This is a genomic window from Streptomyces sp. NPDC044002 (assembly GCF_056434525.1).
In genome coordinates, this window is the sequence record NZ_JBWKEZ010000002.1 from 294,129 (window position 1) to 320,675 (window position 26,547).

Genomic DNA, 26,547 nt, shown 5'->3' on the forward strand with positions numbered 1-26,547 from the left:
GCGATGTGACGCGCCACGAACGCGTAACGCCGCCGCGGGCACGGGGTCACCGCACGACGGGCCGATCGTGGAGAGAACCCCCCGAGTGGCGGTCACGGCCGACGCCGAACGGGCACCGGCCTCAGCGGGTGCGCAGGACGCAGTCCCCGCAGAGTCCGCCGCCGGGCACCCGGTAGTAGAGGCAGCAGCTGCGCCGTACGAAGGCCACGCCCAGCCCCGGCTCGTGGATGAAGGCGCCGGTGCCGGCCAGCGCCCCGCCGTCGGCGAGGAGGCTGCCGGCCAGCTCCACCGCGGCCGCGCCCTCCGCGTCCGGGACCCGGTCGAGCAGCACGCGCAGGGCGCCGACCAGCCCGGAGGCGGCATTGCCGCGCAGCACCTTGCCGGAAACCCCGTACCGCTCGCGCAGGGCGGCGTCCAGCCCGGCGAGGTTCCCGAGGACACCCTCCCCGAGGGCGTCGGCGGGCAGGTCCGCGGCCGGGTCGGGCAGCCAGAGCTCCAGCGAGCCCGCATCGGGCAGCCGCCACCACACCCGGCCGGGGTCCAGGTCCGGCAGCCGCCCGGACAGGGCGGCGCAGCCCAGGCCCAGCGACCACAGCCGGGAGGCGATCCCGAACTGGGCGGTGGAGGCCGCGACCCGTCCCGGGCCGCTCCGGGTCCGGCGGCCCACCTCCTCGACGTAGGGCCCCAGCCGCTCCCCGTACAGCTCCGCGAGCGGCCGGAAGCCCGGTCCGGGCGGTTCGGCGCCGTACGGGACGGAGAAGAAGGGCCCGACGGCGGCCAGCCGGCGCAGTACGTCGTCCATGTCCATCCCCGGATGATCTCAGGCGGGGTCTTCGGCGCCGCCGGCGAGCCAGCCGAGCATCGCGGGGGTGGCGTCGAAGTGGCCGCCGTGCCCGGCACCGGCCTGCAGCCGCAGGGCCGCGCCCGGGATGCGCGCGGCCAGCCACTCCGCGTGGGCCGGCGGGACGAGGGTGTCCAGGCCGCCGTGCCAGAGCCGCACCGGCACCCGGACGGCCGCCGGGTCGAAGCCCCACCCGGTGCCGAAGAGCGCCATGACGTCGTCCACCCAGCCGTCCAGCCCCGGGCGGACCGCTTCCGCGAAGGCCGCGCCCAGCATGGCGCTGACGTCCGGGCGGGAGAGGACCTCCTGCTCGACCTCCGGAAGCGGCGGCAGACCGGCCGTGCCGACGCCGGCGAGGTGCTCCATGACGGCGGCCCGCCCGGTCAGTGCGGCGGCGGCGCTGCGGCGGTTCCCCTCGTTCATGCCGTCGGTCCACTCCAGCCCGGCCGCGTCCCGGGGCGCCAGGCTCGCCAGCACCCCGGCCCGGGTGACCCGTCCGGGATGCAGGGCGGCGCACGCCAGCGCGTGCGGGCCGCCCCCGGAGACGCCGAACACCGCGAAGCGGTCCAGCCCGAGCGCGTCGGCGACGGCGGCCACGTCGGCGGCGGCGTCGACGACCCGGCGCCCCTCGTCCGGGGTGGAACAGCCGAATCCGGGCCGGTCGTAGGTGATCAGCCGGACGCCGAGCTCGCGGAACAGGGAGTCGTCGGGGTACCGGGCCAGCCGGCTCATCGGGCTGCCGTGGAGGTAGACGACCGGCGTCCCGCCGGGCACCCCCCACTCCTCGACCGCCAGCGTCCGGCCGCCATCCAAGATCACTTCGCGCATGACGGCCAAGCTAGCCCCGGCGCCGGTGGGCGGCCAGGGCGTTCATTCACGGCAGAACGGCGAGGAACTCCAGCAGGGCCCGGTTGAAGGCCTCCGGCTGCTCCACCCCCGGCAGGTGCCCGGCCCGCTCGATCACGGCGAGCCGGGCGTGCGGCGCGAGCGCGCACATCGCCTCGGCCTCGGCGACCGGGGTGTAGACGTCGTCCGCGCCGACCAGCACCAGGCACGGCACCTCCTCCGGCAGCTCGGCGAGCACGGGCCGGTAGTCGGGCCGCTCGGCCCGGCCGCGCAGGGCCGCCGCCGCTCCCCTGGGGTCGGTGGCGCACATCATGGCGGTGACCCGGGCGGCGGCCTCCGGCTGGCCGGTGACGTTGTAGGGCGCCAGCATCTTGTCAATGACCTCTTCGGTATACGGACGCATACCCTCCGCGAGGAGCCGTTCGGCGAGCTTCCGGCGGAACTCCTTGCCGTCCTCGGTCTCCGGAACGGGGGAGGTGTCGGAGAGCACGAGGGCCCTCACCAGACCCGGGTGGCGCAACCGGAGCTCCAGCGCGATCTGCCCGCCCATGGAAACTCCTCCGACGACCGCCCGTTCGATTCCCAGGCGCCGGAGCAGGGCGGCCAGGTCGTCGGCGAAGTCCGCGAGCAGGGTCCGCTCCCCCACCGCCGGGTTGTCCCCGTATCCACGCAGGTCAGGGGCTATGACTCGGTAGCCGGCGGCGGCCAGCGCCGTCGCCTGGGGCGCCCAGATCGACCGGTTGAACGGGTGTCCGTGGACCAGCAGGACGGCCTCCGCGCCCCGGGGACCGAAGTCATCCGAAATCGATGCCGCGCCATTGCCAAATTGGGGGTTCATGAGAGGACTTTAAGGGGCTACATTGAGCCACTCGCGTTCACCTGACAGCCCGTTGCCTTTCACCCGCGTTTTGCGCGGGGGGTGACGTCAGGAGCGCACACTGTGCAACCACCCCACCGCCCAGAAGGACCGAAGGCTCCGTGCCCGTACCCGTACTCCTCGCCGGCCGCTCCGTGCGGCTCGAGCCCCTCGCCCCCCACCACACCGAGGCCCTGGCCGTGGCCGGGGCCGAGGATCGTACGACTTACGCCTTCACTCCCGTTCCGCACGGGTTGCAGGCGTCCCACGAGTACATCGACCGTGCCCTCGCCGATCAGGCAGCGGGTCGATCGCTTGCGTTCGCCGTCGTCAGAGCCACTGACGGTCGGGTGGTCGGTTCGACCCGGTTCCTGGAACTCGACTACTGGCAGGGTCCGCTCGTGTGGCCCGCCGTCCCCGGGGTCCCCTTCGGTGATCCGGCGACCGCGATCCCCGATGCCGCCGAGATCGGGAACACCTGGCTGTCCCCGAGTGCCCAGGGCACCGGCATCAACACCGAGGCGAAGCTGCTCATGCTGCGCCACGCCTTCGAGACCTGGGGCGTGCGCCGGATCTCGCTGCGCGCGGACGCCCGCAACGGCCGCTCGCGCGCCGCGATGGAACGTCTCGGCTTCACCTGCGAGGGGGTCCGCCGGGCCCATTCGCGGGGGCTGGACGGGGCGGTGCGCAGTACGGCCTTCTACTCGATCCTCGACGAGGAGTGGCCCACCGTCCGCTCGGTCATCGAGCTGCGGCTCTCCAGCGCCGCCCCGCGCCGCCGCCGGCGCCGGACGCTGATCCCGGCGTAACGGTCCTGCTGCGCCCCGGCCCGGCCCCCGTCCCGTCCCCTCCTCCGCTGGTTCAGCCGAGGAAGGCCGGGGCGAGGGCCGAGTCCGCCAGCCGGACGGGGGCGCCGCCGCCGTCGGCGGGCAGGGTGTACAGGTCGGCCCCGAAGTCGCCCGGCAGGGAGTAGACGAGGGTCCGGTCGTCGCGCCACACCACCTGGTCGTCGACGCTGCGCTCCTCGGCGAGCGGGGTCTCCCGCATCGAGGCCAGGTCCAGCACGTACAGCCGCCACGGCGCCTCCGCGGGCAGTCCGGGCACCCGCTTCTTGAAGGCCAGCCGCGTCCCGTCGGGGGACAGCGAGGGGCACTCCAGGTTCTCCCGGAGGGTGGTGACCGTGCGCGCGGCCAGGTCCCCGCGGACGAGGTAGGTCCTGCCGCCGGTGGCGAGGGTCGCGTAGAAGCCCTTCTCGTCGGCGGTGAAGGTCACGCCCCAGAAGTTCACGTCGGCGTTGCGGTACTCCTTGCCGTCCTTGAGGACCCTGAAGTCCTCCAGGGAGGCGTCGAGCTTCCCGGTGCGCAGGTCGAGCAGCGAGGTGCGGGTGGAGAAGTCCGTGCCGGCGTACGAGTCCCCGCCGACGAAGACGGTCCAGGCGGCGAGGTGCCCGCCCGGCGAGACCCGGGCGCGGGTGGGGATCCCGGCGAGCGGGTGCGCCGACACCTCTTTGAGGCCGGCGTCGAGGACGACGGCCCGGTAGCTCTCCTGCACCCCGCCCTTGTCGGCCCGGAGGCAGATCCCGGTGCCGGCCGCGGCGTGGAAGCGCAGGCAGCTGACACCGGAAGCGGTACGGGGGCCCCCGGGCGCGCCGGCCGGGGCGGTGGCGAGCTCGTCGCGGTGCGGGCCCCAGGCCATGTTCCGGAAGACCATCCGGCTGCTGCCGCCCGGGGCCAGGGACACCTCGCCCCGGGTGACCTGCGGCCCCCCGGCACGGGCCTGGTCCTTCTCCGCGGCGCGCGAGGAGGCCCGCACGACGGCGAACACCCCGACTCCGGCGAGCAGCAGGACGGCGGTGACCAGGATCAGGATCCGGCGCTGGAGGGTCATGGGGGCCTTTCGGGGTGGGGGGTCAGGCCTGCGCGGCGTCGGCGGCGGGCCGCAGCCACAGGCATCCGGCGAGGGCCGCGGCGAGCAGAACGGCGGCCGCGGCGAGGGCCGGCCGGGCACCCCAGAGGGTCCAGGCGGCTCCGAAGCCGAGGGAGGCCGCGAACCGGGCGAGGGCCTGGCCGGTCTGGACGAGGGCGAGCCCGCCGCCCCGGTGCTCCTCGGGGACGGCTCCGGCCGCCTCGGCCATGAGCACGCCGTCGGTGGCGGCGTAGAAGCCGCCGTGCAGCAGGAGCACCGCGTACGGCAGCGCGGGGTGCTGGGCGCCGGTGAGCAGCAGGGCGTACACGGCGAGCAGCGCGAGGTGGCCGCCGAGGAAGACGGTGCGGCGGCCGACGCGGTCGGCGAGCCGGCCCAGCGGCAGGGCCAGCAGGAAGAACGCGGCGGCGGTGCCCAGCGGGAGGAGCGCGAACCAGCGGTCGGCGATCCCCGCTGCCCGTTGCAGCAGCAGGAAGACGAAGGCGTCGCTGACGGTGCACAGGCCCAGCAGGAGGGCGCAGAGGCCGGTCCGGCGCAGGTCGCGGACGCGCAGCAGGCCGAGGGCGCCGCGCAGGGACACGGGGGCGGCCGCGGCGGCGGGGCCGGTGCGCCGGCCCGGTACGAAGAGGACGAGCACCAGGACGCCGAGCGCGGCCACGCAGGCGCTGACGGTGAAGACGGCGTCGTAGCCGTCGGCGGCGCCGCGCAGGATCAGGAAGGCGAGGACCGGTCCGATCAGTGCGCCGGCGGTGTCCATGGCGCGGTGGACGCCGAAGGCGCGGCCGCGGTCGGCGGGGTCGGCGGCCAGGGAGATCAGCGCGTCGCGGGGGGCGGTGCGCAGGCCCTTGCCGGTGCGGTCGAGGGCGAGGACGGCGCCGATGGCGGGCAGCGTGTGGGCGAGGAGCAGCAGCGGCTTGCACAGGGCGGAGAGGCCGTAGCCGATCCCGGCGAGGGCCTTGTGGCGGCCGAAGCGGTCGCCGAGGTGGCCGCCGGTGAGCCGGACCAGGGCGCTGACGCCGTTGTAGAGGCCGTCGAGCAGGCCGAAGCCGAGTGGGCTGAGCCCGAGTCCGGCGACGAGGTAGAGCGGGAGCACGGCCGTGACCATCTCCGAGGAGACGTCGGTGATCAGGGAGACCGTGCCGAGGGCGAGGACCGTGGGGGCGAGGGCGGCGCGCCCCCCCGGACCGGTGCCCGGGGCGGCGGCCTGCGGCTCGGCCGGGGCGGGGGTACCGCGACTGTCCGCGACGTACATGGTCAGGAGGCCCAGATCCCCGTGATGTCCTTGGCGGTGGCGGCGTTCCCGGCGTGGGTGGTCAGCCCGGCCAGGCCCTCCAGGGTCCGCAGCATGTCGTAGTGGTTGTAGGTGGTGCCGGAGGTGGAGCCGGGGGTGACGGGCTGGCCGTAGAGCACGGTCGGGATCTTGTTGCCGGCGAGCCGGTTGTCCTCGTCGAAGGTGACGACGAGGAGGCTGTTGTGGGTCTTGGCCCAGTCCGCGTAGGCCTTGAGCTTGTTCTTGAGCCAGGTGTCGCCGGTGCCGACGGAGCAGTCGTGCATGTCGTTGCACAGGTCGGGGACGACGAAGGACACCTTGGGGAGGGTGGTGAAGTCGGTGGGGAACTGGGCCATCGTCTTCGCCGTGCTGGTGGGCACGTTGGAGAAGGCGAACCAGGGGTTGTGCTTGCGGGCGTACTTGCCGCTGGAGCAGGTGGTGGAGCCCTGGCTGGGCAGGCCCTCGTTGTAGCTGCCCCAGCTCTTGCCGGCGGCTATCAGCTCGGAGGCGAGGTTGGGGGCGGAGCTGAAGCCGGGGGTGTAGCAGCTGTCGCCGGTGACGCCCTGGTTGGAACCGGAGAACAGCTGGAGGTAGTTGGGCTGGCTGGGGTGGGTGATGCCGTAGGAGCTGGTGAGGTTGGCGCCCCCGGCCTTCAGGGAGTTGATGTAGGGGGCGCTGGAGCTGCCGATGACCTGGTTGTAGGCGTGGTTCTCGAAGACCACGACGACGGTGTGGTCGGGGGCGGGCAGGCCGGCCGCGTGCGCGGGCTGGGCCGTGCCGATGCCGGCCCAGAGCGCGGCTCCGGCGGCGGTGACGCCGAAGGCGGTGGCGAGTGCGGTCCTGCGGCGAGGCCGTGAAATGGTCATGCCAAACACGGGGACATACCTCCAGGCGTGGGGAAGGTGCGGGGTCTCTGGCGGCGGCGCGGACGCACCATACCCACCGCCATGTGCATGAGCCAGGGATGCTTGGATAACGGGAAGGGAACGCCGGGGGCACCGTGGGTGACGGGTAATGACCTTCTCCAAGAAATCCCAAGAGAAGTAAAAATGAGGAACCCAGCGGTGCTTTCGCTCATCATTCGAACGGAAGCAGACCATCCCCAAACGGGGCAGCAACAGCCGGAGAGCCACCGCACATGTCGTACGAACCCGACGGCCATGACCAGCCGCCGTACCGGCCGGACGGGCAGCAGCCCGGCCGGCAGCAAGGCCGACAGCAGGGCCCGCCGCAGTACGCGCCCCAGGGCGGCCGGCCCCAGCAGCCGTCCGGCCGCGCCCCGCAGGGAGCGGGCCCCTACGGCGGCCCGCCGCAGGGCCGTCCGCAGGGCCGTCCGCAGCCGCCCCGCCCGCCGCACGGTCAGGACCAGTACCGCCCCGGCGGCTTCGACGAGCCCACGCAGGCCCAGCCCCGCTACGAGCGCCCCGACTACGAGCCGCCCCGCTTCGAGCAGCAGCGCCCCGGCCAGGGGTACCAGCCGGGCCCCGGTCAGCCCCCGTACGAGCAGCCGCAGTACGGCTACTCCGAGCCGCCCTACGGCGAGGAGCCGCGCCGCAAGTCCAAGGTGAAGCGCTGGATCATCGCCGGCGTCACGGTCCTGGCCCTCGGCGGCATCGCGGCGGGCACGATGGCCTACTTCGAGATACCCCCCTTCACCGACAAGGGCAAGGACGTCTCCTTCGGCACGCCCGCCGGTGACAAGAACGGCGCGGCCAAGCAGGCGCCGAACTCGAAGATGTCGATGCCCACCGGCCCGAAGACCGACTTCAAGAACACCTCGACGCTCAGCGACGGCACGCAGATCGGCGTCGCCACCGTCACCGGCAAGAAGTCGGGCTTCACGGGCAAGGTCTGGGTGTGGGCGCCCAAGGAGTACAGCGACCCCAAGTTCGCCAAGAGCGGCTTCCCGGTCATGATCGCCCTGCCCGGCGGCCCCGGCTTCCCCGGCAACTACTGGATGGGCACCGACCTGGGCCTCCAGACGAGCATCAGCAAGTGGTACCACGAGGGCAAGGGCAAGCCCTTCATCCTCGCCATGCCGGTGCTGAACCCGGCACCGGACGACGGGGGCGTCTACTGGGACGGCTCCGACATCCCCGGCCAGCCCAAGATGGGCACCTGGCTGACCGAGGACGTCCCGGACCTGATGCGGGAGAACTTCCGCACCATCAAGTCCCGTGACGGCTGGGCCTTCATGGGCTCCTCCACCGGCGGCTTCGCCGGCCTGAAGGCCGTGCTCAAGCACCCGGACAAGTTCAAGGCCGTGATCGCCTCCGGCCCGGACATCGTCCCGGACTCCTCCCTGTGGAAGGGCCACGACAAGGAGAAGGCGGAGAACAACCCGGAGCTCCTCGCCAAGCAGCTCATCGACAAGAAGGGCCCGGACGTCTACCTGGCCTTCCAGGTCGGCGACAACGAGAGCAACAAGAAGACGCTCCCGGACGTGCAGAAGTTCGTCCAGACGTACACCAAGGGCCCGATCCACACCAGCCTGAGGGTGATCCCCGGCGGCCAGCACAACGCCAAGACCTACGTCCCGAACATGGGCATGGGACCGATGGAGTTCATCAGCAAGGTCATGGAAGGACCAGTGGAGTAACGGCCTCCGCGCCCCGTACTGCCTCCGGCTCCGGTCCGTCGAAGAACTTCGGCGGGCCGTCGCCGTCCCAGGGCGCCCAGCCGGGGTCCCCGGTGGCGGCGAAGCGCACCCAGGCCCCGTGCATCTCGTCGGCCAGCGCCTGCGGGGCGTCCGGCCCGGCCAGCCAGGTGGACTCCGGCACCCCGAGGGTGTCGAAGACGAAGCCCAGTTCCAGGGCGTGGCAGGCCCCCAGGCCCGGTACGCCGCTGGGCCAGCGGAACTCGTACAGGTGGCTCGGTGCCGGGCGCGGCGCCGCGGCGAGCCTGCGCAGCGGGTCGCGCAGCAGCCGGTCGGTGATCAGGTGCCCGGCGAGGTCGGCCGGGGAGGCCCCGGGCAGGGCGGTACGCAGCGCCCGTACGGCCGCCCGGTCCTTGCCGCCGCGCAGCCGGCCCAGGGCCACGGCCGCCGGCCCGAGCCGGTCCAGCAGCCGCGCGCCGCCGGTCGGCGCGAGCCAGAGCCGGTGCTCCTGGGCGGTCCAGCCCAGCAGCAGCGGCACCTTCGAGGCGCAGGCCGCCTCCAGCGGGTCGGCGGGCAGCGAGTCCGGGTCGGCCACCAGCCCGAAGGCGGGACCGCCCAGCACCGGGGAGGACCGCCGCAGCACCGCCGCCTGGGCGGCGAGCAGCGCGGGCAGGCCCACCCCCGCGAAGGCCCGCGCGGTGGCGGGCACCTTGAGGAGCGAGGCCATCCGCCGCACCATGGTCCGCACCGCGTCGCGCGGCAGCGCCTCGGGGGCGCCGCTCTGCAGGACGGCCCGGGCGAAGAGGCCCTCGGCGCCGGGCGCGCCGAGCAGGGCGCCGACGCTGATGGCGCCGGCGGACTCCCCGAAGACGGTGACCCGGTCGGGGTCGCCGCCGAAGGCCCTGATGTTGTCCCGCACCCATGCGAGGGCGGCGATCTGGTCGAGCAGGCCGCGGTTGGCGGGCGCGTCGGGGAAGAGCCCGTAACCGAGCACGCCGAGCCGGAAGTTGACCGAGACGAGCACGATCCCGTCGCGGGCGAACGCCGAGCCGTCGTAGACGGGGACGGCCGAGGAGCCCCGGGTGTGGGCGCCGCCGTGCAGCCACACCATGACGGGCAGGCCGGCCCCGGGAGCCGGGTCCGGGGTCCAGACGTTCAGGTTCAGGCAGTTCGCGCCAGGGACCTTCGGATCGGGCAGCAGGGCGGCGAAGGCCGGCGGGTAGGGCACCTTGGGCGCGGTGGGCCCGAACGCCCCCGCGTCGCGCACGCCGTCCCAGGCGGCCGGCGGCCGCGGGGCGTCGAACCGGCGGGGGCCGACGGGCGCGGCGGCGTAGGGGATGCCCCGGAACACGGCGGTCCCGTCACCCTCCCAGCGGCCCTCCACGATGCCGTGTCCGGTGCCGGCCCGGGGCCGTCCGCCGCCCGCTGCGCTCATCCGTGCTCTCCTCACCAGGGTGTCCTCCGGGGCACCGTCGCACAGGCGTCCGCGGCCTGACAAGGCACGATCGGGTCGCGCGGAACGGATCGCGCCGGGCCGGGAGTGTCGCTCGTGCGGCCGGGAAGCGGGCCGGAAGCGGCCGGGAAACGGTCACTCGGGTGCGGTCGTACTCCGGCTCTGTCCGTTTTCGTGTCACCCGGTAGCCGAACGGGCCGTGACCACTCGGCTCCCGTCGCGTTGTACGCCATGTCACGCGCCGCAGGGATGCGGCGCCCCACGTCTCATGAGGAGATCTTGATGTCGCGTATCGCGAAGGCATTCGCCATCACCGCTGTGGCGGGCACCGCCGTGGCCGCGGGTGCGGGTCTGGCTGTCGCCGATGCCGGAGCGCACGGTGCGGCTGTCGGCTCCCCCGGTGTCGCGTCCGGCAACGTGGTGCAGGTCCCGGTCCACGTCCCGGTCAACGTCTGCGGCAACACCGTCAACGTGATCGCCCTGCTGAACCCGGCCTTCGGCAACACCTGCGTCAACGCCTCCGGCGGCGACAAGCACCACACCGAGGGCGGCAGCTACGGCGAGTGATCGTCTCGCCCGCCTGACCGGCTGAAGGGCCCCCGCCACCCGGCGGGGGCCCTTTCCGTGTCCGTCCTCGAATCGCGTACGGGGGCGCGGCCCCCCGCGGTGCTCGGGGGGCCGGCGGTCACTCGTAGCGGTAGACGCCCCGGTGGCCCAGCATCTCGCGCGGGGTGACGTCCCACGGCGGCATCGGCTCGTCGAGGGAGATGACCCGGCCGCGCTGCAGGTCGCCCAGCTCCAGGGGGGCCGCCGGCAGGTAGCCGGAGCCGGGGTGGCGCTGCTGCCAGCGGTCCCAGAGCAGGTCCACGAAGGCGTGGTGCAGCCAGAAGGCGGGGTCGTTGGGGGCGGTGCCGCCGGTCATGTGGCCGCCGATCCACTGGTGGACCTTGTTGTGGTTGCGCCAGCGCTCGCTGCGGGGCGCGGCCCAGCCCTCCAGCTTGTTGCGGAAGCCGCCTTCGCGGGCGGTGGAGTCCCAGGGCGCGGAGTCGTAGACGGGGTCGTCGAGGGCCCACTGGAGTTCGGCGGAGGTCGGCAGGGCGATCGGGTTGGCCGGCCGGCCGAGGTTGCGGGTGAGGAAGGGGGCCTCGCTGACCCCGACGGTGACCGTCCAGTTCCCCCGCGCGTAGGCGAAGGGGCCCGTGGTCACCTGGCGGTCGCCCTCCCGGCCGGTGCCGCCGAGGAAGTCCTCGGCCCAGAGGGAGGAGACGGGGCTGTTGTCGGTGGTCCAGTCCCAGTACGGGATGGAGACCTGCGGGTCGACGGCCCGCAGCCGCTGCTCGAACTCCAGCAGGTAGCGGCGGTGCCAGGGGAAGAACGACGGGGACATGTGCCCGACGCGCAGCTTCCGCTCCCGGTCGGGCACGAAGTAGGTGCCGTGGGTCCGGACGAACTGGTCGTAGACGCCGTTGCGCTTGAGTTCCAGCAGGGCGGCCGTGAACCGCTTCTTCTGGGCGCTCGTCAGGTTCTTCTGGTTCTGCCGGGTGTACAACGCGGGGCTCCTCCCGTTCCCGTCCGTCAGCCGTGGTGCGGTGCCGCGAGGGCCAGCCGGCTGGTGCCGAGTTCGTCGACCGCCGCGCGGGCGAGCTCCAGCGGGGTCCCGTAGGACTCGAAGTGGTTGACCCCGCTGAGGTAGCTCCCGTCGGCGCGCCGCATGACGTGCAGGGGCCGGCCGTCGATGCGGACCTGCGCGGAGGCCAGGTCGACGCTGATGTGGCGGCCGCGGTACGTCTCCTCGGCGAGGGGGGCCGGGGTGAGGGTCTGGCGGGGGCCCCGGGCGCGCAGCACGGGCGCCAGGGCCGCGGCCACACCGCCGGCCACGGCCGCGCTGAAGGCCGTACGCAGGACCGCGCGGCGGGTCAGTGGTGCGGCGGGTGCTGCGTACATACGGTCTCCCTCGCTCGGCGGCAGGTGTTCGCCTGTCCAACGAGGAGCGGCCGTACGAGGTCACCTGTCACCCTTGCCCGCCGGGAACGCATCGGCTCAGCCGATCTCGACGTTCCAGCCCATGATGACGGTGAGGGAGGACGCCACCACCAGGACTCCGATGAGAACGACGGCCACTCGGCGGACCCTGCCGATGGCGTCTTCCGTCGAGCCGGTGTCCCTGAGGTACCGCAGCGCGGAACCGAGCAGGCATACGCCCATGGCGATGAACCAGGGCTCGTAGAACAAGATGTTCCACAGGTTCATCGAGGTCACGTTCAGGGTTTCCCAGTCGTCCGGGTAATCGATCTCGATGGCGCCGCACAGTTCGAGCAGATGCGTGAAGGCTCCGGCGATGCCGTGCATCACGCCGAAGACCCCGCCCAGCAGTACCGGGCTCAGACATGCGGCCAGCACGAGGGGCTTGGGCATCCGCTTCCCGGGGAGTACCCGCGACCGGTGCGGAATCGTGCGCAAGCGCGGTTGGGTGAGGAAGAGACAGGCCACCCCGCCGAGCAGGATGACCAGCCCGGCAACGTAGTTGCCCATGTACCAGGAGGGCAGGCTCTCCGGCGTGGAGGTCCCCGGCACTCCGATCGTGCCGCCCGCTCCCTGGTAGAAGCGCACGAACACGGCGTATCCCACGGCAAGGCCGAAGCCCCAGTAGCCGGCCCGGGAGCCCCGGACGCCCGACTGCCCGCCTTGGACGGATTCCTTCGTCTCGCTCACCGCGTACTCCTCGGTTCAAGGCCCGTTGCCGGCATTCGACCGGGCCGGATTCGGCGCGTCGACGCATGTCGTTACCCTGCCGAGGGACAAGGGGGCCGCGCATCCACCCATGGCACAAGGTGTCCTCCCCCGTCCGGGGGAGCCGTGGAAACACCCCGGCCCCGGCCCGTCTCACAGCCACGGAAACGGCCTGGCCCGGGGTGCCCGGGTGCTTGTGGAAGAGGGTGGTGGGGTGGGGGTGCCCCCGCACGGCGGGTCAGGGTGCCGGGAGTTCCGCGAAGTCGGCGACCAGGCCGCGGTGGTGGCCGGCGGTGCCCAGGGTCAGGGAGTCGGCCTTGGCGCGCTTGAGGTAGAGGTGGGCGGGGTGTTCCCAGGTCATGCCGATGCCGCCGTGGAGCTGGACGCACTCCTCGGCCGCGCGGACGGCGACACCGGAGCAGTACGCCTGGGCGACGGCGACGGTGAGCGGGGCGTCCGGGGCGCCGGTGGCCAGGGCGTCGGCGGCGGCGCGGGCGGCCGCCCGGGCGGAGGCCACGTCCAGCCACAGCCGGGCGAGGCGGTGCTTGAGCGCCTGGAAGGAGCCGACGGGGCGGTTGAACTGGTGGCGGGCCCGGACGTACGCGACGGTCTCGGTCAGGCACCACTCGGCGAGCCCGAGCTGTTCCGAGGCGAGCAGTCCGGCGCCGGACAGCAGCGCTCCGGCGACGGCGGCCCGCGCGCCGGCGGGGTCCGCAAGGCGGGTGGCGGCGGCGCCGTCGAGGGTGACGTCGGCGAGCGGCCGGGTCAGGTCCAGGGGGACCCGGGGGGCCAGGGCGGCGCGGTCCGCGGGGACGGCGTACAGCCCGGTGTCGGCCAGGACCAGCAGGACGTCGGCGGCGGCCGCGTCCGCGACCGAGGTGACGGTGCCGCTCAGCACCCCGCCGCCGCCGTCGTGGAGCGGCGCCGGCAGGGGCGCGCCGGGGGCCAGGGTGAGGGGGAGGGCGGGGACGCAGACCAGCCGGCCGGAGGCGGCCTCCCCGACCAGGGCGGCGGCGTCGGCGTTGTCGCAGGCGACGGCGAGCAGGATCTCCGTCGCGAGGACGGAGGCCGTCAGGTACGGCAGCGGTGCGACGGAACGGCCGAGTTCCTCCAGGACGACGGCGGCCTCGCGGTGGCTCGCGCCCGCCCCGCCGAGCTTCTCGGGGACGAGCAGCCCGGCGGCGCCGATCCCGGCGGCGAGGGTGCGCCACAGCTCGGGGTCGTGGGCCCGGCCGGTCTCGGCCCGTGCGAGGACGCCGGCGGGGTCGCAGCGGTCGGCGAGCAGGGCGCGTACGGCGGCGCGGAGCTCCTCCTCGGTCTGCGAGTAGAGCAGGTCGTAGGGGGCGCTGGGGGCCGCCGGGCCGGGCTGCGGTGCCGGTGCGGACTGGGTCGTCATCGGGAGAGGTCCTTCCAGGCAGTGTCCTTGTCGTCGCGCGGTTCGGGGGGCAGGCCGAGGACTCGTTCGGCGACGATGTTGAGGAGGACCTCGCTGGTGCCGCCCTCGATGCTGTTGCCCTTGGCGCGCAGGTAGCGGTAGCCGGCGTCGCGGCCGGTGAAGTCCACGGTCTCGGGGCGGCGCATGGTCCAGTCCCCGTACAGGAGGCCCTCCTCGCCGAGGAGTTCCACCTCCAGGCCGCTGATCTCCTGGTTGAGGCGGGCGAAGGTGAGCTTCATGCCGCTGCCCTCGGGGCCGGGCCGGCCGGCGGCGAGCTGCTGGCGCAGCCGTTCGCCGGTGAGGCGGGCCACCTCGGACTCGACCCACAGTTCGAGCAGCCGCTGGTGCAGGGCGTGGGTGCGCAGGGCGGGGCGTCCGCGCCAGGCGGCGGCGACGGGGGCGATCATGCCGCCCTCGCGCGGGATCCGCATGCCGCCGATGGAGACGCGTTCGTTCATCAGGGTGGTGCGGGCGACGGCCCAGCCCTGGCCGACGGCGCCGAGGCGGTGGGTGTCGGGGATGCGGACGCCGGTGAGGAAGACCTCGTTGAACTCGGCTTCGCCGGTGATCTGGCGCAGCGGGCGGACCTCGACGCCGGGGGCGTGCATGTCGCACAGGAAGTAGGTGATGCCCTGGTGCTTGGGGAGGTTCGGGTCGGTGCGGGCGAGGAGGATCGCCCAGCGGGCGGTGTGTGCGCTGGAGGTCCACACCTTCTGGCCGTCGACCACCCATTCCCCGGCCTCCTCGTCGAGGACGGCGCGGGTGCCGAGGGCGGCGAGGTCGGAGCCGGCTCCGGGTTCGCTGAAGAGCTGGCACCAGACCTCCTCCCCCAGCCAGAGGGGGCGCAGGAAGCGGGCCTTCTGCTCCTCGGTGCCGTGGGCGAGGATCGTGGGCGCGGCCATGCCGAGGCCGATGCCGATCCGGCGGGGGTCGTTGTCGGGGGCTCCGGCGGCCTCCAGCTCGGCGTCCACGGCGGCCTGGAGGGTGCGGGGCGCGCCCAGTCCGCCGAGTCCCTCGGGGTAGTGGACGCAGGCGAGTCCGGCGTCGAAGCGGGCGCGGAGGAAGTCCGCGGGGGCGGTGGCGGCGGGCGGGTGTGCGGCGAGGAGGGCGCGGGTGCGGGCGCGGAGGTCTTCGGCGTCGGCGGTCATCGGGCGGCTCCCGGGTCCTGGGACGGTACGACGACCAGCCGGCCGGTGGTGGTGCCGTCGGCGAGGCGCTGGACGGCGTCGGCGGCCCGGTCGAGCGGGACGCGTTCGCTGACGAGGGGTTTGATCGCGCCGTCCGCGGCGAGGCGGGTGAGTTCGGTGTGGCAGGCGAGGATCGCGGCGGGGTCCTTCGCGGCGTACAGCCCCCAGTGCAGGCCGAGTACGGCGTAGTTCTTGACCAGGGCGTGGTTGAGGGCGGGGGCGGGGATGGTGCCGCCGGCGAAGCCGACGACGACGATGCGGCCCTCGAAGGCCGCGCACTTGGCGGAGGCGGTGTAGGCGTCGCCGCCGACGGGGTCGTAGGCGACGTCGGCTCCGTGTCCGCCGGTGAACTCCTTGACGCGGGCGACGACGTCCTCGGTGGTGCGGTCGATGACGAGGTCGCAGCCGAGCTCCTCGGCGGTGCGGGCCTTGGCCTTGCCGCCGACGACGCCGATGACGGTGGCTCCGGCGGCCTTGCCGAGCTGGACGGCGGCGCTGCCGACCCCGCCGGCGGCGGCGTGCACGAGCAGGGTCTCGCCGCGCTGGAGGCGGGCCCTGCGGTGGAGGCCGAACCAGCCGGTCTGGTAGCCGATGTGCAGGGCGGCGGCCTCGGCGTCGTCCAGGCTGTCGGGGGCGGGCAGCAGGGCGCGGGCGGGGGCGGTGACGTACTCGGCGAAGCCGCCGTGGGGCAGGCTCGGGTTGGCGATGACCCGGCGGCCGTCCTCGGTCAGGCCGCAGATCTCGACGCCCGGGGTGAAGGGCAGGGGCGGGCGGATCTGGTACTGGCCTCGGACGAGGAGCGCGTCGGGGAAGTTGACGTTCGCCGCGAGGACGCGGAGTTTCACCTCGCCCTCGCCGGGCACGGGTTCGGGGACCTCTTCGAGGCGCATGGCCTCGCGGGGTTCGCCGGTCGTGTGTACTCGCCATGCCTGCATCCGGGGCCTCCAGCCGCCGTCGAGGGACCACGCTCGGCGGCATACTAAGCGGTCGCTTGCCCCCTTGGGAACCCTCGTCCGCGCCATCCCCGCCGGGCGGATCCCCGGCCACCGGCGTTCCCGGCCGCCCGTTCCGGAAATCGGACGGACGAACCACGGGTGAACACCCGTATCCGCAGATAACATCAACAGGCCGCTTGCACAGGGCATATGACGCACCAGGGGATTCCGCGCGCCCGGAGCCGACCGCTCCGGGCGCGCGTCTGCGCCACGCCCACACCACAGGGGGAACCGAACGATGAACAGCACGCGCACACACACGCGCACGCACACCCGCACGCACACCCGCACGCGCCGGACCGGCGCGGCGGCCGCCGCCGCCCTCGTCCTGGCCGGGATCGTCACCGCCGCCGGACCGGCCGCGGCCGCCCCGTCCTGCACGCCCCGGATCCAGGTCCTCGGCTCCATCGGCACCGGCGGCTACAGCGTGGGCAACGAGCAGACCGAGGGGGTCCTCGGCCTCGGCACGGGCAGCCTGTCCGTCGGCGTCTCCGGCGGGAAGCCCGTCTACTGGACCGGCAGCCGGCTCCACAAGGTCCCGCTGTCCGACGCCGGCCTGTCGGGCGCGGTGCTCGCCGTGAACAGGAGCGGCCTGATGGTGGGCGTCACCCACGGCGCCGACGGCTACCTCTTCACCTACCGGGCGGGCGACGCCACGGTCACCCGGCTGCCGGGGAGCGACTGGCTGTCCGACGACGCCGACGTCAACGACGCCGGCTACGTCGTCTCCCGCACCCGGCCGGGCGTGGGCGCCGTGTGGAAGGACGGCCGGAAGGTCCGCGAGCTGGCCGCGCCCGCGGACGCGGCGCCCGGCACCCGGATCGAGCTGGTCTCCGGCATCAACAACAAGGGCGACGTCATCGGCATGGCGCGCGAGGACTACGAGGTCCCGGAGACCGGCCAGCACCTGGAGGGCAGCTACCCCGTCCTCTGGCCCGCAGACGGCGGACCGGCCAAGGCCCTGTCCCGCACCTCCAACGACAGCTGGGTGCAGGACATCGACGAGAGCGGCCGCGTCGTCGGCTACGACTGGTACGGCATGGGCTACCAGTTCCGGCCGGTGACCTGGGCCCCGCCCTACACCGGGCCCGTCGGCGCCCCCGGCGCGCTGAAGACCCACCCGTACGGCACCTTCGAGGCCGTCAGCCCGACGGCCGGCGTCTCCGTCGGCACCGCCAAGTTCCACCCGGACATCCAGACCCTGCCCGACCAGGCGCAGCTGTGGACGGGCACCGGGCCGGTGCTCGCCCTGCCCCGGCTCTCCGCGAACCAGGCCAGCGCGGCCTCGTCGGTCGCCGACGACGGCCGGGTCGGCGGCGCGGCCGTCAACGCGGGCGGCACGCTGAAGCCGGTGATCTGGACCTGCGCGACGAAGCAGGCGTACCTGCCGCAGTAGCGGCCTCCGTCACGGGCATGGCGATCTGCGCCCCGGCGCGCTATCGATGCCCCCATGACGGACGAGATCAGGCGCGGCCTGCCCGCGCCGCCCCCGCTGGGCGCCGCCGCCCTGCCCGCCGGCACGTACGCGGGGCAGGTGGTCCTCGTGACCGGCGGCGGCACCGGGCTGGGCAAGGCCATCGCCGCCGAGTTCGCCCGGCTCGGCGCCGACCTGCTGATCGCGGGGCGCCGCGCCGGGCAGCTGGAGGCGGCGTGCGAGGAGCTGGCGGCCGTGCCCGGAGCGGGCCGGGTGGCGGCCGCGGTCTGCGACATCCGGGACCCCGATCGGGTCGCGGACGTCTTCGACGCCGCCGGGGCCGCGCTCGGGCTGCCGGACGTGCTGGTCAACAACGCCGCGGCGAACTTCCCCAGCCCCGCCGAGGACCTGTCCCCGGGCGCCTGGCGGGCGGTGGTCGACACCACCCTGACCGGGACGTGGTTCATGACCCGCGAGTTCGGCCGGCGCCACCTCGGCGCCGGCAGCCCGGGGGCGATCGTCAGCGTCGGCGCCTCCTACGCCTGGACCGGCGGGCCCGGCTTCGCCCACAGCGCCGCCGCGAAGGCCGGGGTGAAGAACCTGGTGGAGACCCTCGCCGTGGAGTGGGGCCCGTACGGCATCCGCGTCAACGGGCTGGTGCCCGGGCTGTTCCCGCACGCCGACATGACCGAGGACATCCGGGGCGGGCTGGAGCGCGCCGCCCCGGACTCCAAGGACTCCCGCCAGCCCGCCCTGCGGGTGGGCGCCCCACGCGAACTGGGCTGGGCCGCCACCTTCCTGGCCTCCCCCTACGCCCGCTTCGTCACCGGCCACACCCTGGTGGTCGACGGGGCGAACTGGCAGCGCCGGGCCCTGGTCCAGCCGGAAGTGGTGCCGGTGCGCGAGCAGCTGGGACGCGGGCCGTTCCACCCGTGAGCGGCGCGTCCTGAGGCGTTGTCAGTGGCGTGCGGCACCATCGGGGTCATGAAGACCGACGACTGGGAACCCTTCCTCCGCGCCTGGAGCGCCGAGCGGGAGGCGGCCATGCGCACCGAGGCCCCTGCGGAGCCGCCCCTGGGCTGGCTGGGCTTCGACCCCGCCCCGCCGGAGCGGATAGCAGCGCTCGAAGCCAGGCTGGGGGTCCCGCTGCCGCCTTCGTACCGGTCCTTCCTGGAGGTCACCGACGGGTGGCGGTGGGCCGGGGAGTTCGTGGAACTGCTCGCCCCGGCGGCGGAGGTGGGGCCGCTTCGGGAGCTGACGGGGTACCTGTACGAGATGCTCGCCGAGTGGGAGCAGGAGGACCTCGACGAGGACGCGGACGAGGACGAGGACGCAGACGAAGACGGGGGCGGGGACGAGGACGGGGACTCCGAGGACGGGGACTCCGAGGACGAAGAGGAGGAGCCGTACGAGTCCGCGCGGTGGGGCCGGGCGGTCCAGATATCCCTGGAGGGGGACCAGACGTGGCTGATCCTCGACCCGGGTGACGTCGACGCCGACGGCGAGTGGGCCGCGTACCGCTTCTCCAGCTGGAGCGGGAGCGGTCCGGAGCGGCACGACTCCTTCGCCGGCCTGATGTACGCGGAGTACCTGGGCTTCCGCGCCCTGCGCAAGCCCGACGGCGGGACCCCGGTGCTCACGCTCCCCTGAAGTGCGGGGGCCGGCGGGCGTCCTTGGCTCCGTAGCCCTCCGCGGCGTCCTCGGAGGTGAGGGTGAGGGCCGCCGTCATGGCGACCCGGTCCAGGGCGGCGGGCAGGGCGGCGTCCGCGTAGGCGTCGATCGAGCGCTTGATGCCCTGGACGGCGAGCGGGGCGTTCGCCGCGATCTCGGCGGCCAGGGCGCGGGCCTCCGCGTCCAGGCCGGCCGGGGGGACGACCAGTTGGACCAGGCCCAGGCGCTCGGCGGTGGCCGCGTCGATCCTGCGGCCGGTCAGGGCGAGGAACTTGGCCCAGCCCGCCCCGGCGTCCCGGGCGATCCGCAGGTCGCCGCCGGCGTCCACCGCCACGCCCAGCCGGGCCTCGGGCAGGGCGAAGACGGCGTCGTCGGCGGCGATCCGGATGTCGGCCATCAGGGCCAGTTCGAAGCCGAAGCCCAGGCAGTAGCCCTGGACGGCGGCGACGACCGGCTGCGGCAGGCGGGCGAGGACGGAGAAGCGCTCGTGGACCCAGCGGATGCCCTCGTAGTAGTTCCGGGTCCGTCCGGCGGCGGAGTCGCCCGTGATCGCGCCGCCGGGGGCGGTCACGTCGATGCCCGCGCAGAAGGCCCGGCCCTGCGCGCGCAGCAGGACCGCGCGCACGTCCGGGTCGAAGCGGATCCGGTCGGCGAGCAGGCCCAGCTGGCGGGTGGACTCCCAGCTCCAGCCGTTGAGCTTGTCGGGGCGGCAGAGGGTGAGGAGCGCGATGCCGTCCTCGACGTCCAGCCGGATGCGCTCCTCGCCCTCGCCCACCTCCCTGCCGAGCGTGTCGATCACCGTGTACCGCACCCCCGAAGTCAGCTGACGGATCGTCAGCTTAGGGGGGTCCGGTCAGCGGGGGAAGACCTCGAACGGCACGGCCGGACGGCCGCCGAAGCGGGCCGCCGCCTGCTGGACGTTGCCGGTGAGGAAGGTGCGTACGTACTCCTCGGGATCCTGGTCGGTCAGTGCGGAGATGTACGCCTTGTGCTCCAGCAGGGACCGGATCGCGCGCTCCAGTCCGGGGCCCGCGTCGACGGCGTGGGTGGGCGTGGTGGTGTTCGCCACCGCGACCCAGCGCACCCCGTCCCAGGGCTCCAGGCCCTGCTCGGAGACGAGTTCGGGGAAGATCCACCGGTTGCCCGCGTCGGCGGCGGCGTCCAGCACAGCCCGGCCGACGGCCTTGTGGTCGGGGGTGTTCCAGTACCCGCCGCCGCCCACCCCGCCCCAGGTGTCCCGGTGGTTGAGGGTGATCACCAGCTCGGGGCGGTGCCGCCGGATGGCCGCCGCGATGTCCCGGCGCAGGCCGAGCCCGTACTCGACGACCCCGTCGCGGTGGTCGAGGAACTCCACGGTGGAGACCCCGACGACCGCCGCGCTGGCCCGCTGCTCGGCCTCGCGCAGCGGGCCGCACTCCTCCGGGGCGACCCCGTCGATGCCCGCCTCGCCGCGCGTGGCGAGCAGGTAGGCGACCTCGCGGCCGCCGTCCGTCCACTCGGCGATGGCGGCGGCGCAGCCGTACTCCAGGTCGTCGGGGTGCGCGACCACCGCGAGGGCCCGCCGCCAGTCGGCGGGCATCGGCTGCAAGGGCGGCTGCTGCTCAGCTTGTTCGGTCATACGCCGCACAATAGGCGACGCCGCCCTGTCGGGCCTGCACGGAGAAGGCCGCCATGTCAAAAGGGGCCTAGGCCGTCTCTTTCGGATCTTGCCGGCTAAGCCCGCGTCGTCCGGTGCCGTGCATCGGCGCGTTGGCGGGGCGCCCTTGTACTGGACGTACTCGGGTGCACCGCCAACGCGGCGAGGTGCGGTGCCGGGCGGCGCGGGTCAGGCAAGATCCGGAAGAGACGGCCTAGACCTCGTCGCGGACCAGGGACAGCAGCCGGTCCAGGACGCGGGGGCCGCCCGCGCGGACGCCGTCGTGCTCGAACTCGTCCGTCACCCAGGTCCGCAGGCCGCGGACGGCCCGGGCCGTGGCCAGGGAGTGGGCGGTGTCCACGTACATGTCGTCGTGGTAGACCGCGGCCGCCACCGGGACCTCGTTGGCGGCGAGCACGGCCGGGTCGTAGAGCGGCGTCCAGCCGGTGCGGGACGCCAGGAGGTCGGCCGTCTCGCGGAGGGGGGCGAGGGCGGGGTCGCTGGTGAAGTGCCAGGGGTGGATGGTCTCGCCGGTGAAGAGCACGGGGCCGTCGCCCGCGAGGGCCTTCGCGGCGTCGAAGCGGGGGTGCGCGGCGCGGACCCGTTCGGCGGCCCAGGCTGTGGGGGCCGCCGGGTCCTGGGCGTAGATCGCCTCGTGGAGCAGGGCGTACAGGGGGTGGCCCGCGAAGGAGAGGTGGGGGTGGACGGCGTGCAGGAAGGCGTCCGAGAGGGCGGGGCCGGCCGGGGTGGTGACGAAGGCGTCCTCCAGGAGGTAGTGCAGCTGGTGGCTGCCGTCGCCGGCGCCGAGCATCAGGCCGAGGGACTGGAAGGCCTCCACGGTCAGCCGGTAGCCGCCGGGGAGTTCGGCGGGGCGCTCGGCGAGGTGGGCGGCGATGCGGCGGGCGCGCTCGACGTCCATGGGGTAGCGGGCGTAGTGGGCGAGGTTCTTGCGCTCGATGCGGGGGTACGCGGCCTCGTACACCTCTGTGGCGGTGGCGTGGAGGGAGGGCAGTCCGCCGGTGATCAGGGCGGCGGTCAGGCCCTCGGGCGCGGTGGAGAGGTAGTGGGTGGCGCAGAACCCGCCGAAGCTCTGGCCGAGCACGGTCCAGGGGGCGCCGCCGGTCAGGGCGGGGCGGATGACCTCGGCGTCGCGCACGATGGAGTCGGCGCGGAAGTGCGTCAGGTGGGCGGCCTGCTCGGCGGGGGTGCCGCGGGCGGGCAGGGTCTGCCGGTTGACGGGGGTGGAGCGGCCGGTGCCGCGCTGGTCCAGGAGGAGTACCCGGTGGTCGGCGAGGGCCCGCTCCAGCCAGGCCTGCCGTCCGGTGAACCGCCGCGCCCCGAAGCCGGGTCCGCCCTCCAGGTACAGCAGCCAGGGCAGCCGCTCGGGGTCCTTGTCGTTCGCCACCACCTCGCGGGCGTACAGCTCGATGCGCTCCCCGCCGGGGCGGTCGTGGTCGAGCGGCACGGTGAAGTGGTGGTCGGTCAGGACGACACCGGGCTGGCGGTAGCTGCGCGGGAGGGTCACGTACGGCCCCTGGGGTGTGGGTGCGGATCCCCTCCCCCGCACCTGCGCCGGATCGCGGCGGGGCCCGGGGCCGGGGCTGACGTCCCGGCCGAGTTTATGCCCCGGAACCCCTGGTCGGGGCCCCGGGGCAGCGGGTCAGCGGCTCAGAAGGCGACCACCGAGCGGAGCACCTCGCCCCGCTCCATGCGGGCGAAGGCGTCCTCGACCCCGTCGAGCGGGATGGTCTCGGAGACGAACGCGTCGAGGTCGAGCCGGCCCTGCAGGTACAGGTCGATCAGCAGCGGGAAGTCGCGCTCGGGCAGGCAGTCCCCGTACCAGGAGGACTTGAGGGCGCCGCCGCGCCCGAAGACGTCCAGGAGCGGGAGTTCGAGCTGCATCTCGGGCGTCGGTACGCCGACCAGGACCACGGTGCCGGCCAGGTCGCGGGCGTAGAAGGCCTGCCGGTAGGTCTCCGGGCGGCCGACGGCCTCGATGACCACGTCCGCGCCGTTCCCGCCGGTCAGCTCCTGGATCGCCTTGACCACGTCCTCCGTGCGCCCGTTGACGGTGTGGGTGGCGCCGAGGCCGCGCGCCCACTCCAGCTTCCGGTCGTCCAGGTCCACGGCGATGATCCGCGAGGCGCCGGCCAGCCGGGCGCCGGCGACGGCCGCGTTGCCGACTCCCCCGCAGCCGATGACGGCGACCGAGTCCCCCCGCCCGACGTTGCCGGTGTTCAGGGCGGCGCCCAGGCCCGCCATGACACCGCAGCCGAGCAGGCCGGCGGCGGCCGGCGAGGCGGCGGGGTCCACCTTGGTGCACTGTCCGGCGGCGACGAGGGTCTTCTCGGCGAAGGCGCCGATGCCCAGGGCCGGGGAGAGCGGGGTGCCGTCCTCCAGCGTCATGGGCTGGGTGGCGTTGTGGGTGTTGAAGCAGTACCAGGGCCGGCCGCGCTTGCAGGCCCGGCAGGCGCCGCACACCGCACGCCAGTTGAGGACCACGAAGTCGCCGGGGGCGACGGAGGTGACGTCGGGGCCGACGGACTCGACGACGCCCGCGGCCTCGTGGCCGAGGAGGAAGGGGAACTCGTCGTTGATGCCGCCCTCGCGGTAGTGCAGGTCGGTATGACAGACCCCGCAGGCCTGCACCTTGACGAGGGCTTCGCCGGGCCCCGGGTCGGGCACGAGGATCGTGGTCGTCTCCACCGGTGCGCCCTTGCTCCGCGCGATGACCCCTCGTACGCGATGTGTCACGTCGTACCCCGTTCTGTGCGGATCGGTCTGATCGGTCTGATCGGTCTGGATCATCGAACGTACACGGGCGCGGCCGTCCAAGGGAGTTGTGCGGGCCTTCGCGTCACCCCCCGCCTCCGGTTCCGGCCAGATCCGGCGGTACGGAGGCGCGCAGCGCCGCGGTGAGGGCGGCGACGGCGGGGTGGGCGGCGGCGCCGCTGCGGAAGGCGACCTTGGTGCGGCGTTCCATGTGCAGGCGGGTGAGGGCGACGGCCGGGTCAGGGGGGCCGGTCACTCCCAGCTGGGGGACGACGGCCACCCCCTGCCCGGCCGCGACCAGCGCGAGGACGGTGTCGAACTCGTCGACCTGGTGCCGGATCCGGGGGGTGAACCCGGCCGCCTGGCAGGCCCGTACGGTCATGGCGTGGCAGAGGGTCCCGGGGGTGGCGGTGATCCAGGGCTCGTCCTGGTGGGTGCGCAGGACCGCGCCCTGGTCGGCCCCGGTGGCGGCGGCCGGGTGCGGGACGGCCGGGTGCGGGACGGCCGGGGCCGCCGGGGCGGCCAGGTACATCGCCTCCTCGTACAGCGGCCGGGTGGCCAGCCCCGGCTCCGGCGGCGCGGGGACGAAGTCGTACTCGTGGACCAGGGCCACGTCCAGGTCCCCGGCCCGCAGTGCGTGCGCGACCGCCGCCGGGTCGGTCTCGCGGACCCTCGGCTCCAGCCCCGGGTGGCGCCGGGCCAGGTGGACCAGGGCCGCCGGGACGATGGCCCGGGTGGCGGTGGGGAAGGAGCCGACGCGCAGGACTCCGGCGAGGCCGCTGCGGGCCTCCGCGAGGTCGGCGTCGGCCCGCTCCAGGCGTTCCAGGACGGCTTCGGCGTGGCGTACGAGGTTCTGGGCGGCCGGGGTGAGGCGGACGCGGCGGCCGGTGCGTTCCAGCAGGGGCAGGCCGGCCTCGCGTTCGAGGACGGCGAGCTGCTGGGAGACGGCGGAGGGGCTGAAGGCGAGCGCCTCGGCCACGGCGGCGATGGTGCCCCGGCAGGCGAGTTCGCGCAGCAGGCGCAGGCGGCGGACGTCGAGCATCGGCTCAGCTTACGGATCGGGTAAGGAATGCGAACTGGATTCGGCGCTCGGTCCGGGCGAAGCTCTTCTGCATGCGACAGGAAACGGCTCAGGCCGGACGAATGGCCCATAACACCTATTTCCCCCTCAACGGGATCCACGTCCCGCTCGTCACCCCCTTCACGCCCGGCGGGGACGTCGCCGCGGAGGCGCTGGAGGCCCTCGCCCACGAGGTGCTCGACGCGGGGGCCGCCGGGATCGTGGCCCTCGGCACGACGGGCGAGACCGCCGCGCTGGACGAGGCGGAGCGCGACCTGGTGACCGGGGTCTGCGCGCGGGTCTGCGCGGAGCGGGGCGTACCGCTCACGGTGGGGGCGGGGGCGAGCGGGACCCGGGCGAGCGAGGCGGCGCTGGCCCGGCTGGCGCGGTGGCCGGAGGTCGGGGCGGCGCTGGTGACCGTGCCGTCGTTCGTGCGGCCTTCGGCGGCGGGGGTGCTGGCCCATTTCACGCGGCTGGCGGAGGTGAGCCCGGTGCCGCTGATCGTCTATCACATCCCGTACCGGACGGGGCAGCCGCTGGACGCGGACGCCCTGCGGGCGCTGGGCTCGCTGGCCGGGGTGGCCGGGGTGAAGTACGCGGCGGGCGGGATCGACGCGGAGACGGTGGCGCTGCTCGGCCGGCTGCCGGACGGGTTCTCGGTCCTGGCCGGGGACGACGCGTACGTGTCCCCGATGCTGGCGCTCGGCGCCTCGGGGGCGGTGCTCGCCTCGGCCCATCTGGCGACGGAGCGGTTCGTGGAGCTCGCGGCGGCCTGGCGGGCCGGTGACGCCGGGCGGGCCCGGGAGCTGGGTCACGGGCTGGCGCGGGTCTCGGCAGCGGCCTTCGCGGAGCCGAACCCGGCGGTGGTCAAGGGCGTGCTGCACGCGCAGGGCCGGATCCCGGCCCCGGACGTGCGTCTGCCCCTGCTGCCCGCGTCCGGGCGGGCCGTGGACGCCACCCTGGAGGCGCTGGCCTCCCTCTGAGGGCACGGAACGGACCCACCGGTGTCCGAAATACCCGGTACATACCATTTCAACACCCTCGCGCAGGTCGCCCGAATCGGCAGTATCGGGCCGCCAATTGACCGTATTGCGCGAGGCGGCCCCAAACCTGCCGGACCCGTGATGTGGGTCACGCGGGACCGATCAACATCAATTCATCCGGAACGGCCGATTCCCTTTCCCCGGAAAGGAAATCAGCCTTTCCTTGATCCGCAATTCATGGTCAATTACCGCACGACGCCCGAGAAGTCGATCTACCGGTGGAATTCGTGTCTTGTTCCCGCGCCGCGCGCTCGCCTACGGTCACCTCACTCCCCGCGGCCGACTGCCGAATCCGGCCGCCGCCGGGGCTCTCCCGTACCCCCACGTGAGGAACAGCGCCATGCCCCGACAGGGTAAGCACCGTCGGCCGAAGCAGCACTGGATCACCCGGAAGCTGGCGGTCGCCGGCACGGGTGGAGCAGCCCTCGCGCTGCCTCTGATCAGCGCCACGACGGCCGGGGCGACGGGCACGCAGCCCGCCTCGCTCGTCAAGGCGTCCGTGGAGAAGGCCACCGCGGAAAAGGCGTCCGTGGAAAAGGCCGCGGCAGCCCTGACCTATTCGGTGGTGGGCGGCGACACCCTTTCGAAGATCGCGTCCCAGCATTCCGTGAGCGGCGGCTGGCAGGCGCTCTACGAGGCCAACCGGGGCGTCATCGGCTCCGACCCCTCGGTGATCCGTCCCGGCCTGAAGCTGAGCCTCGGCGGGGGGGGGGGGGGGGGGGGGGGGAGAAGGGACGCCGACACAAGGAACCCCCACCAGAAAGGAAAAACACCAAGGAGGGGCGGAGGGTGGCGTGGGATCGGACATGGGAACGGAAG

26 protein-coding genes are annotated in these 26,547 nt (G+C 74.1%); 8 read left to right on the top strand and 18 right to left on the bottom strand.

Going from position 1 to position 26,547, the window contains the following annotated elements:
- Window positions 1-121: 121 nt before the first annotated feature.
- Genes AC07A6_RS02860 through AC07A6_RS02870 form a run of 3 tightly spaced genes read right to left on the bottom strand, consistent with a single transcriptional unit; the run spans window position 122 to window position 2,525 of the window.
- A complete protein-coding gene (locus AC07A6_RS02860) occupies window positions 122-808 on the bottom strand; it encodes a (2Fe-2S)-binding protein (RefSeq protein ID WP_478775802.1) in 687 nt (228 codons plus the stop codon).
- A gap of 12 nt (window positions 809-820) precedes the next feature.
- Window positions 821-1,669 carry an alpha/beta fold hydrolase gene (locus tag AC07A6_RS02865; RefSeq protein ID WP_478775803.1) on the bottom strand — a complete coding sequence of 283 codons (849 nt, stop codon included), beginning with the start codon at window positions 1,667-1,669 and terminating at the stop codon, window positions 821-823.
- A gap of 46 nt (window positions 1,670-1,715) precedes the next feature.
- Window positions 1,716-2,525: an alpha/beta fold hydrolase gene (locus AC07A6_RS02870; protein ID WP_478775804.1), complete on the bottom strand. Its 810-nt coding sequence runs from the start codon at window positions 2,523-2,525 to the stop codon at window positions 1,716-1,718.
- 140 nt (window positions 2,526-2,665) lie between these two features.
- On the opposite strand from AC07A6_RS02870, the gene AC07A6_RS02875 reads away from it, so the two are divergent.
- Window positions 2,666-3,352: a GNAT family N-acetyltransferase gene (locus AC07A6_RS02875; RefSeq protein WP_362458122.1), complete on the top strand. Its 687-nt coding sequence runs from the start codon at window positions 2,666-2,668 to the stop codon at window positions 3,350-3,352.
- A gap of 52 nt (window positions 3,353-3,404) precedes the next feature.
- On the opposite strand, the gene AC07A6_RS02880 is transcribed toward AC07A6_RS02875, so the two are convergent.
- From AC07A6_RS02880 to AC07A6_RS02890, 3 genes are read right to left on the bottom strand one after another with little or no spacing between them, the layout of a single operon-like run.
- The gene (locus AC07A6_RS02880) at window positions 3,405-4,430 is read right to left on the bottom strand and encodes a TolB family protein (RefSeq protein ID WP_478775805.1); all 1,026 of its coding nucleotides are present in this window, start codon (window positions 4,428-4,430) and stop codon (window positions 3,405-3,407) included.
- A 22-nt stretch (window positions 4,431-4,452) separates the two neighbouring features.
- Window positions 4,453-5,718 (bottom strand): MFS transporter, encoded by a 1,266-nt coding sequence (locus tag AC07A6_RS02885; protein ID WP_478775806.1) that lies wholly within the window; start codon window positions 5,716-5,718, stop codon window positions 4,453-4,455.
- A 2-nt stretch (window positions 5,719-5,720) separates the two neighbouring features.
- Window positions 5,721-6,602, bottom strand: coding sequence for an alkaline phosphatase family protein (locus AC07A6_RS02890; protein ID WP_478775807.1), 882 nt, complete (start codon window positions 6,600-6,602; stop codon window positions 5,721-5,723).
- A gap of 272 nt (window positions 6,603-6,874) precedes the next feature.
- On the opposite strand from AC07A6_RS02890, the gene AC07A6_RS02895 reads away from it, so the two are divergent.
- Window positions 6,875-8,335, top strand: coding sequence for an alpha/beta hydrolase (locus tag AC07A6_RS02895; RefSeq protein WP_362458132.1), 1,461 nt, complete (start codon window positions 6,875-6,877; stop codon window positions 8,333-8,335).
- Here AC07A6_RS02895 and AC07A6_RS02900 read toward each other — a convergent pair.
- The gene (locus AC07A6_RS02900; protein WP_386274803.1) at window positions 8,313-9,767 is read right to left on the bottom strand and encodes a carboxylesterase/lipase family protein; all 1,455 of its coding nucleotides are present in this window, start codon (window positions 9,765-9,767) and stop codon (window positions 8,313-8,315) included. The two genes, AC07A6_RS02895 and AC07A6_RS02900, sit on opposite strands and share 23 nt — an antisense overlap.
- Before the next feature lie 300 nt (window positions 9,768-10,067).
- Between AC07A6_RS02900 and AC07A6_RS02905 the strand changes: the two genes are divergently transcribed.
- Window positions 10,068-10,352 (top strand): chaplin, encoded by a 285-nt coding sequence (locus tag AC07A6_RS02905; protein ID WP_285340108.1) that lies wholly within the window; start codon window positions 10,068-10,070, stop codon window positions 10,350-10,352.
- Window positions 10,353-10,470: 118 nt separating this feature from the next.
- On the opposite strand, the gene AC07A6_RS02910 is transcribed toward AC07A6_RS02905, so the two are convergent.
- The 6 genes from AC07A6_RS02910 to AC07A6_RS02935 form a co-directional block, all read right to left on the bottom strand.
- The gene (locus AC07A6_RS02910) at window positions 10,471-11,334 is read right to left on the bottom strand and encodes a tyrosinase family protein (protein ID WP_478775808.1); all 864 of its coding nucleotides are present in this window, start codon (window positions 11,332-11,334) and stop codon (window positions 10,471-10,473) included.
- 26 nt (window positions 11,335-11,360) lie between these two features.
- Window positions 11,361-11,729: a tyrosinase family oxidase copper chaperone gene (locus AC07A6_RS02915; RefSeq protein ID WP_362458139.1), complete on the bottom strand. Its 369-nt coding sequence runs from the start codon at window positions 11,727-11,729 to the stop codon at window positions 11,361-11,363.
- Window positions 11,730-11,825: 96 nt separating this feature from the next.
- The gene (locus AC07A6_RS02920) at window positions 11,826-12,497 is read right to left on the bottom strand and encodes a hypothetical protein (RefSeq protein WP_478775809.1); all 672 of its coding nucleotides are present in this window, start codon (window positions 12,495-12,497) and stop codon (window positions 11,826-11,828) included.
- Between the two features lie 256 nt (window positions 12,498-12,753).
- Window positions 12,754-13,911 (bottom strand): acyl-CoA dehydrogenase family protein, encoded by a 1,158-nt coding sequence (locus AC07A6_RS02925; RefSeq protein ID WP_478775810.1) that lies wholly within the window; start codon window positions 13,909-13,911, stop codon window positions 12,754-12,756.
- On the bottom strand, window positions 13,908-15,098 hold the full coding sequence (locus AC07A6_RS02930; protein WP_478775811.1) for an acyl-CoA dehydrogenase family protein: 1,191 nt from the start codon (window positions 15,096-15,098) through the stop codon (window positions 13,908-13,910). Before AC07A6_RS02930 ends, AC07A6_RS02925 begins: the two co-directional genes overlap by 4 nt.
- On the bottom strand, window positions 15,095-16,072 hold the full coding sequence (locus AC07A6_RS02935) for an NADPH:quinone oxidoreductase family protein (RefSeq protein ID WP_386274801.1): 978 nt from the start codon (window positions 16,070-16,072) through the stop codon (window positions 15,095-15,097). The genes AC07A6_RS02930 and AC07A6_RS02935 overlap by 4 nt, the downstream gene beginning before the upstream one ends.
- A 298-nt stretch (window positions 16,073-16,370) precedes the next feature.
- Between AC07A6_RS02935 and AC07A6_RS02940 the strand changes: the two genes are divergently transcribed.
- The 3 genes from AC07A6_RS02940 to AC07A6_RS02950 are packed head-to-tail and all read left to right on the top strand — an operon-like array spanning window position 16,371 to window position 19,196.
- Window positions 16,371-17,528 (top strand): hypothetical protein, encoded by a 1,158-nt coding sequence (locus tag AC07A6_RS02940; RefSeq protein WP_478775812.1) that lies wholly within the window; start codon window positions 16,371-16,373, stop codon window positions 17,526-17,528.
- Between the two features lie 54 nt (window positions 17,529-17,582).
- A complete protein-coding gene (locus AC07A6_RS02945) occupies window positions 17,583-18,482 on the top strand; it encodes an SDR family oxidoreductase (protein ID WP_362458155.1) in 900 nt (299 codons plus the stop codon).
- Between the two features lie 48 nt (window positions 18,483-18,530).
- Window positions 18,531-19,196 (top strand): SMI1/KNR4 family protein, encoded by a 666-nt coding sequence (locus AC07A6_RS02950; protein ID WP_478775813.1) that lies wholly within the window; start codon window positions 18,531-18,533, stop codon window positions 19,194-19,196.
- Here AC07A6_RS02950 and AC07A6_RS02955 read toward each other — a convergent pair.
- The 5 genes from AC07A6_RS02955 to AC07A6_RS02975 all read right to left on the bottom strand — a co-directional run bounded on the left by AC07A6_RS02955 (window position 19,183) and on the right by AC07A6_RS02975 (window position 24,667).
- Entirely contained in the window at window positions 19,183-20,028 is an 846-nt protein-coding gene (locus AC07A6_RS02955; RefSeq protein ID WP_478775814.1) for an enoyl-CoA hydratase/isomerase family protein, read from the bottom strand. The genes AC07A6_RS02950 and AC07A6_RS02955 overlap by 14 nt on opposite strands.
- Before the next feature lie 42 nt (window positions 20,029-20,070).
- Window positions 20,071-20,835, bottom strand: coding sequence for a PIG-L deacetylase family protein (locus AC07A6_RS02960; protein ID WP_362458162.1), 765 nt, complete (start codon window positions 20,833-20,835; stop codon window positions 20,071-20,073).
- A gap of 232 nt (window positions 20,836-21,067) precedes the next feature.
- Window positions 21,068-22,378 carry an alpha/beta fold hydrolase gene (locus AC07A6_RS02965; RefSeq protein WP_478775815.1) on the bottom strand — a complete coding sequence of 437 codons (1,311 nt, stop codon included), beginning with the start codon at window positions 22,376-22,378 and terminating at the stop codon, window positions 21,068-21,070.
- Window positions 22,379-22,521: 143 nt separating this feature from the next.
- Window positions 22,522-23,607, bottom strand: coding sequence for an S-(hydroxymethyl)mycothiol dehydrogenase (locus tag AC07A6_RS02970; RefSeq protein ID WP_478775816.1), 1,086 nt, complete (start codon window positions 23,605-23,607; stop codon window positions 22,522-22,524).
- 103 nt (window positions 23,608-23,710) lie between these two features.
- Window positions 23,711-24,667: a LysR family transcriptional regulator gene (locus AC07A6_RS02975; RefSeq protein ID WP_478775817.1), complete on the bottom strand. Its 957-nt coding sequence runs from the start codon at window positions 24,665-24,667 to the stop codon at window positions 23,711-23,713.
- 71 nt (window positions 24,668-24,738) lie between these two features.
- On the opposite strand from AC07A6_RS02975, the gene AC07A6_RS02980 reads away from it, so the two are divergent.
- Window positions 24,739-25,668: a dihydrodipicolinate synthase family protein gene (locus AC07A6_RS02980; RefSeq protein WP_478775818.1), complete on the top strand. Its 930-nt coding sequence runs from the start codon at window positions 24,739-24,741 to the stop codon at window positions 25,666-25,668.
- Between the two features lie 400 nt (window positions 25,669-26,068).
- The coding region (locus tag AC07A6_RS02985; RefSeq protein WP_478775819.1) for a LysM peptidoglycan-binding domain-containing protein at window positions 26,069-26,547 on the top strand (479 nt) is incomplete at its 3' end.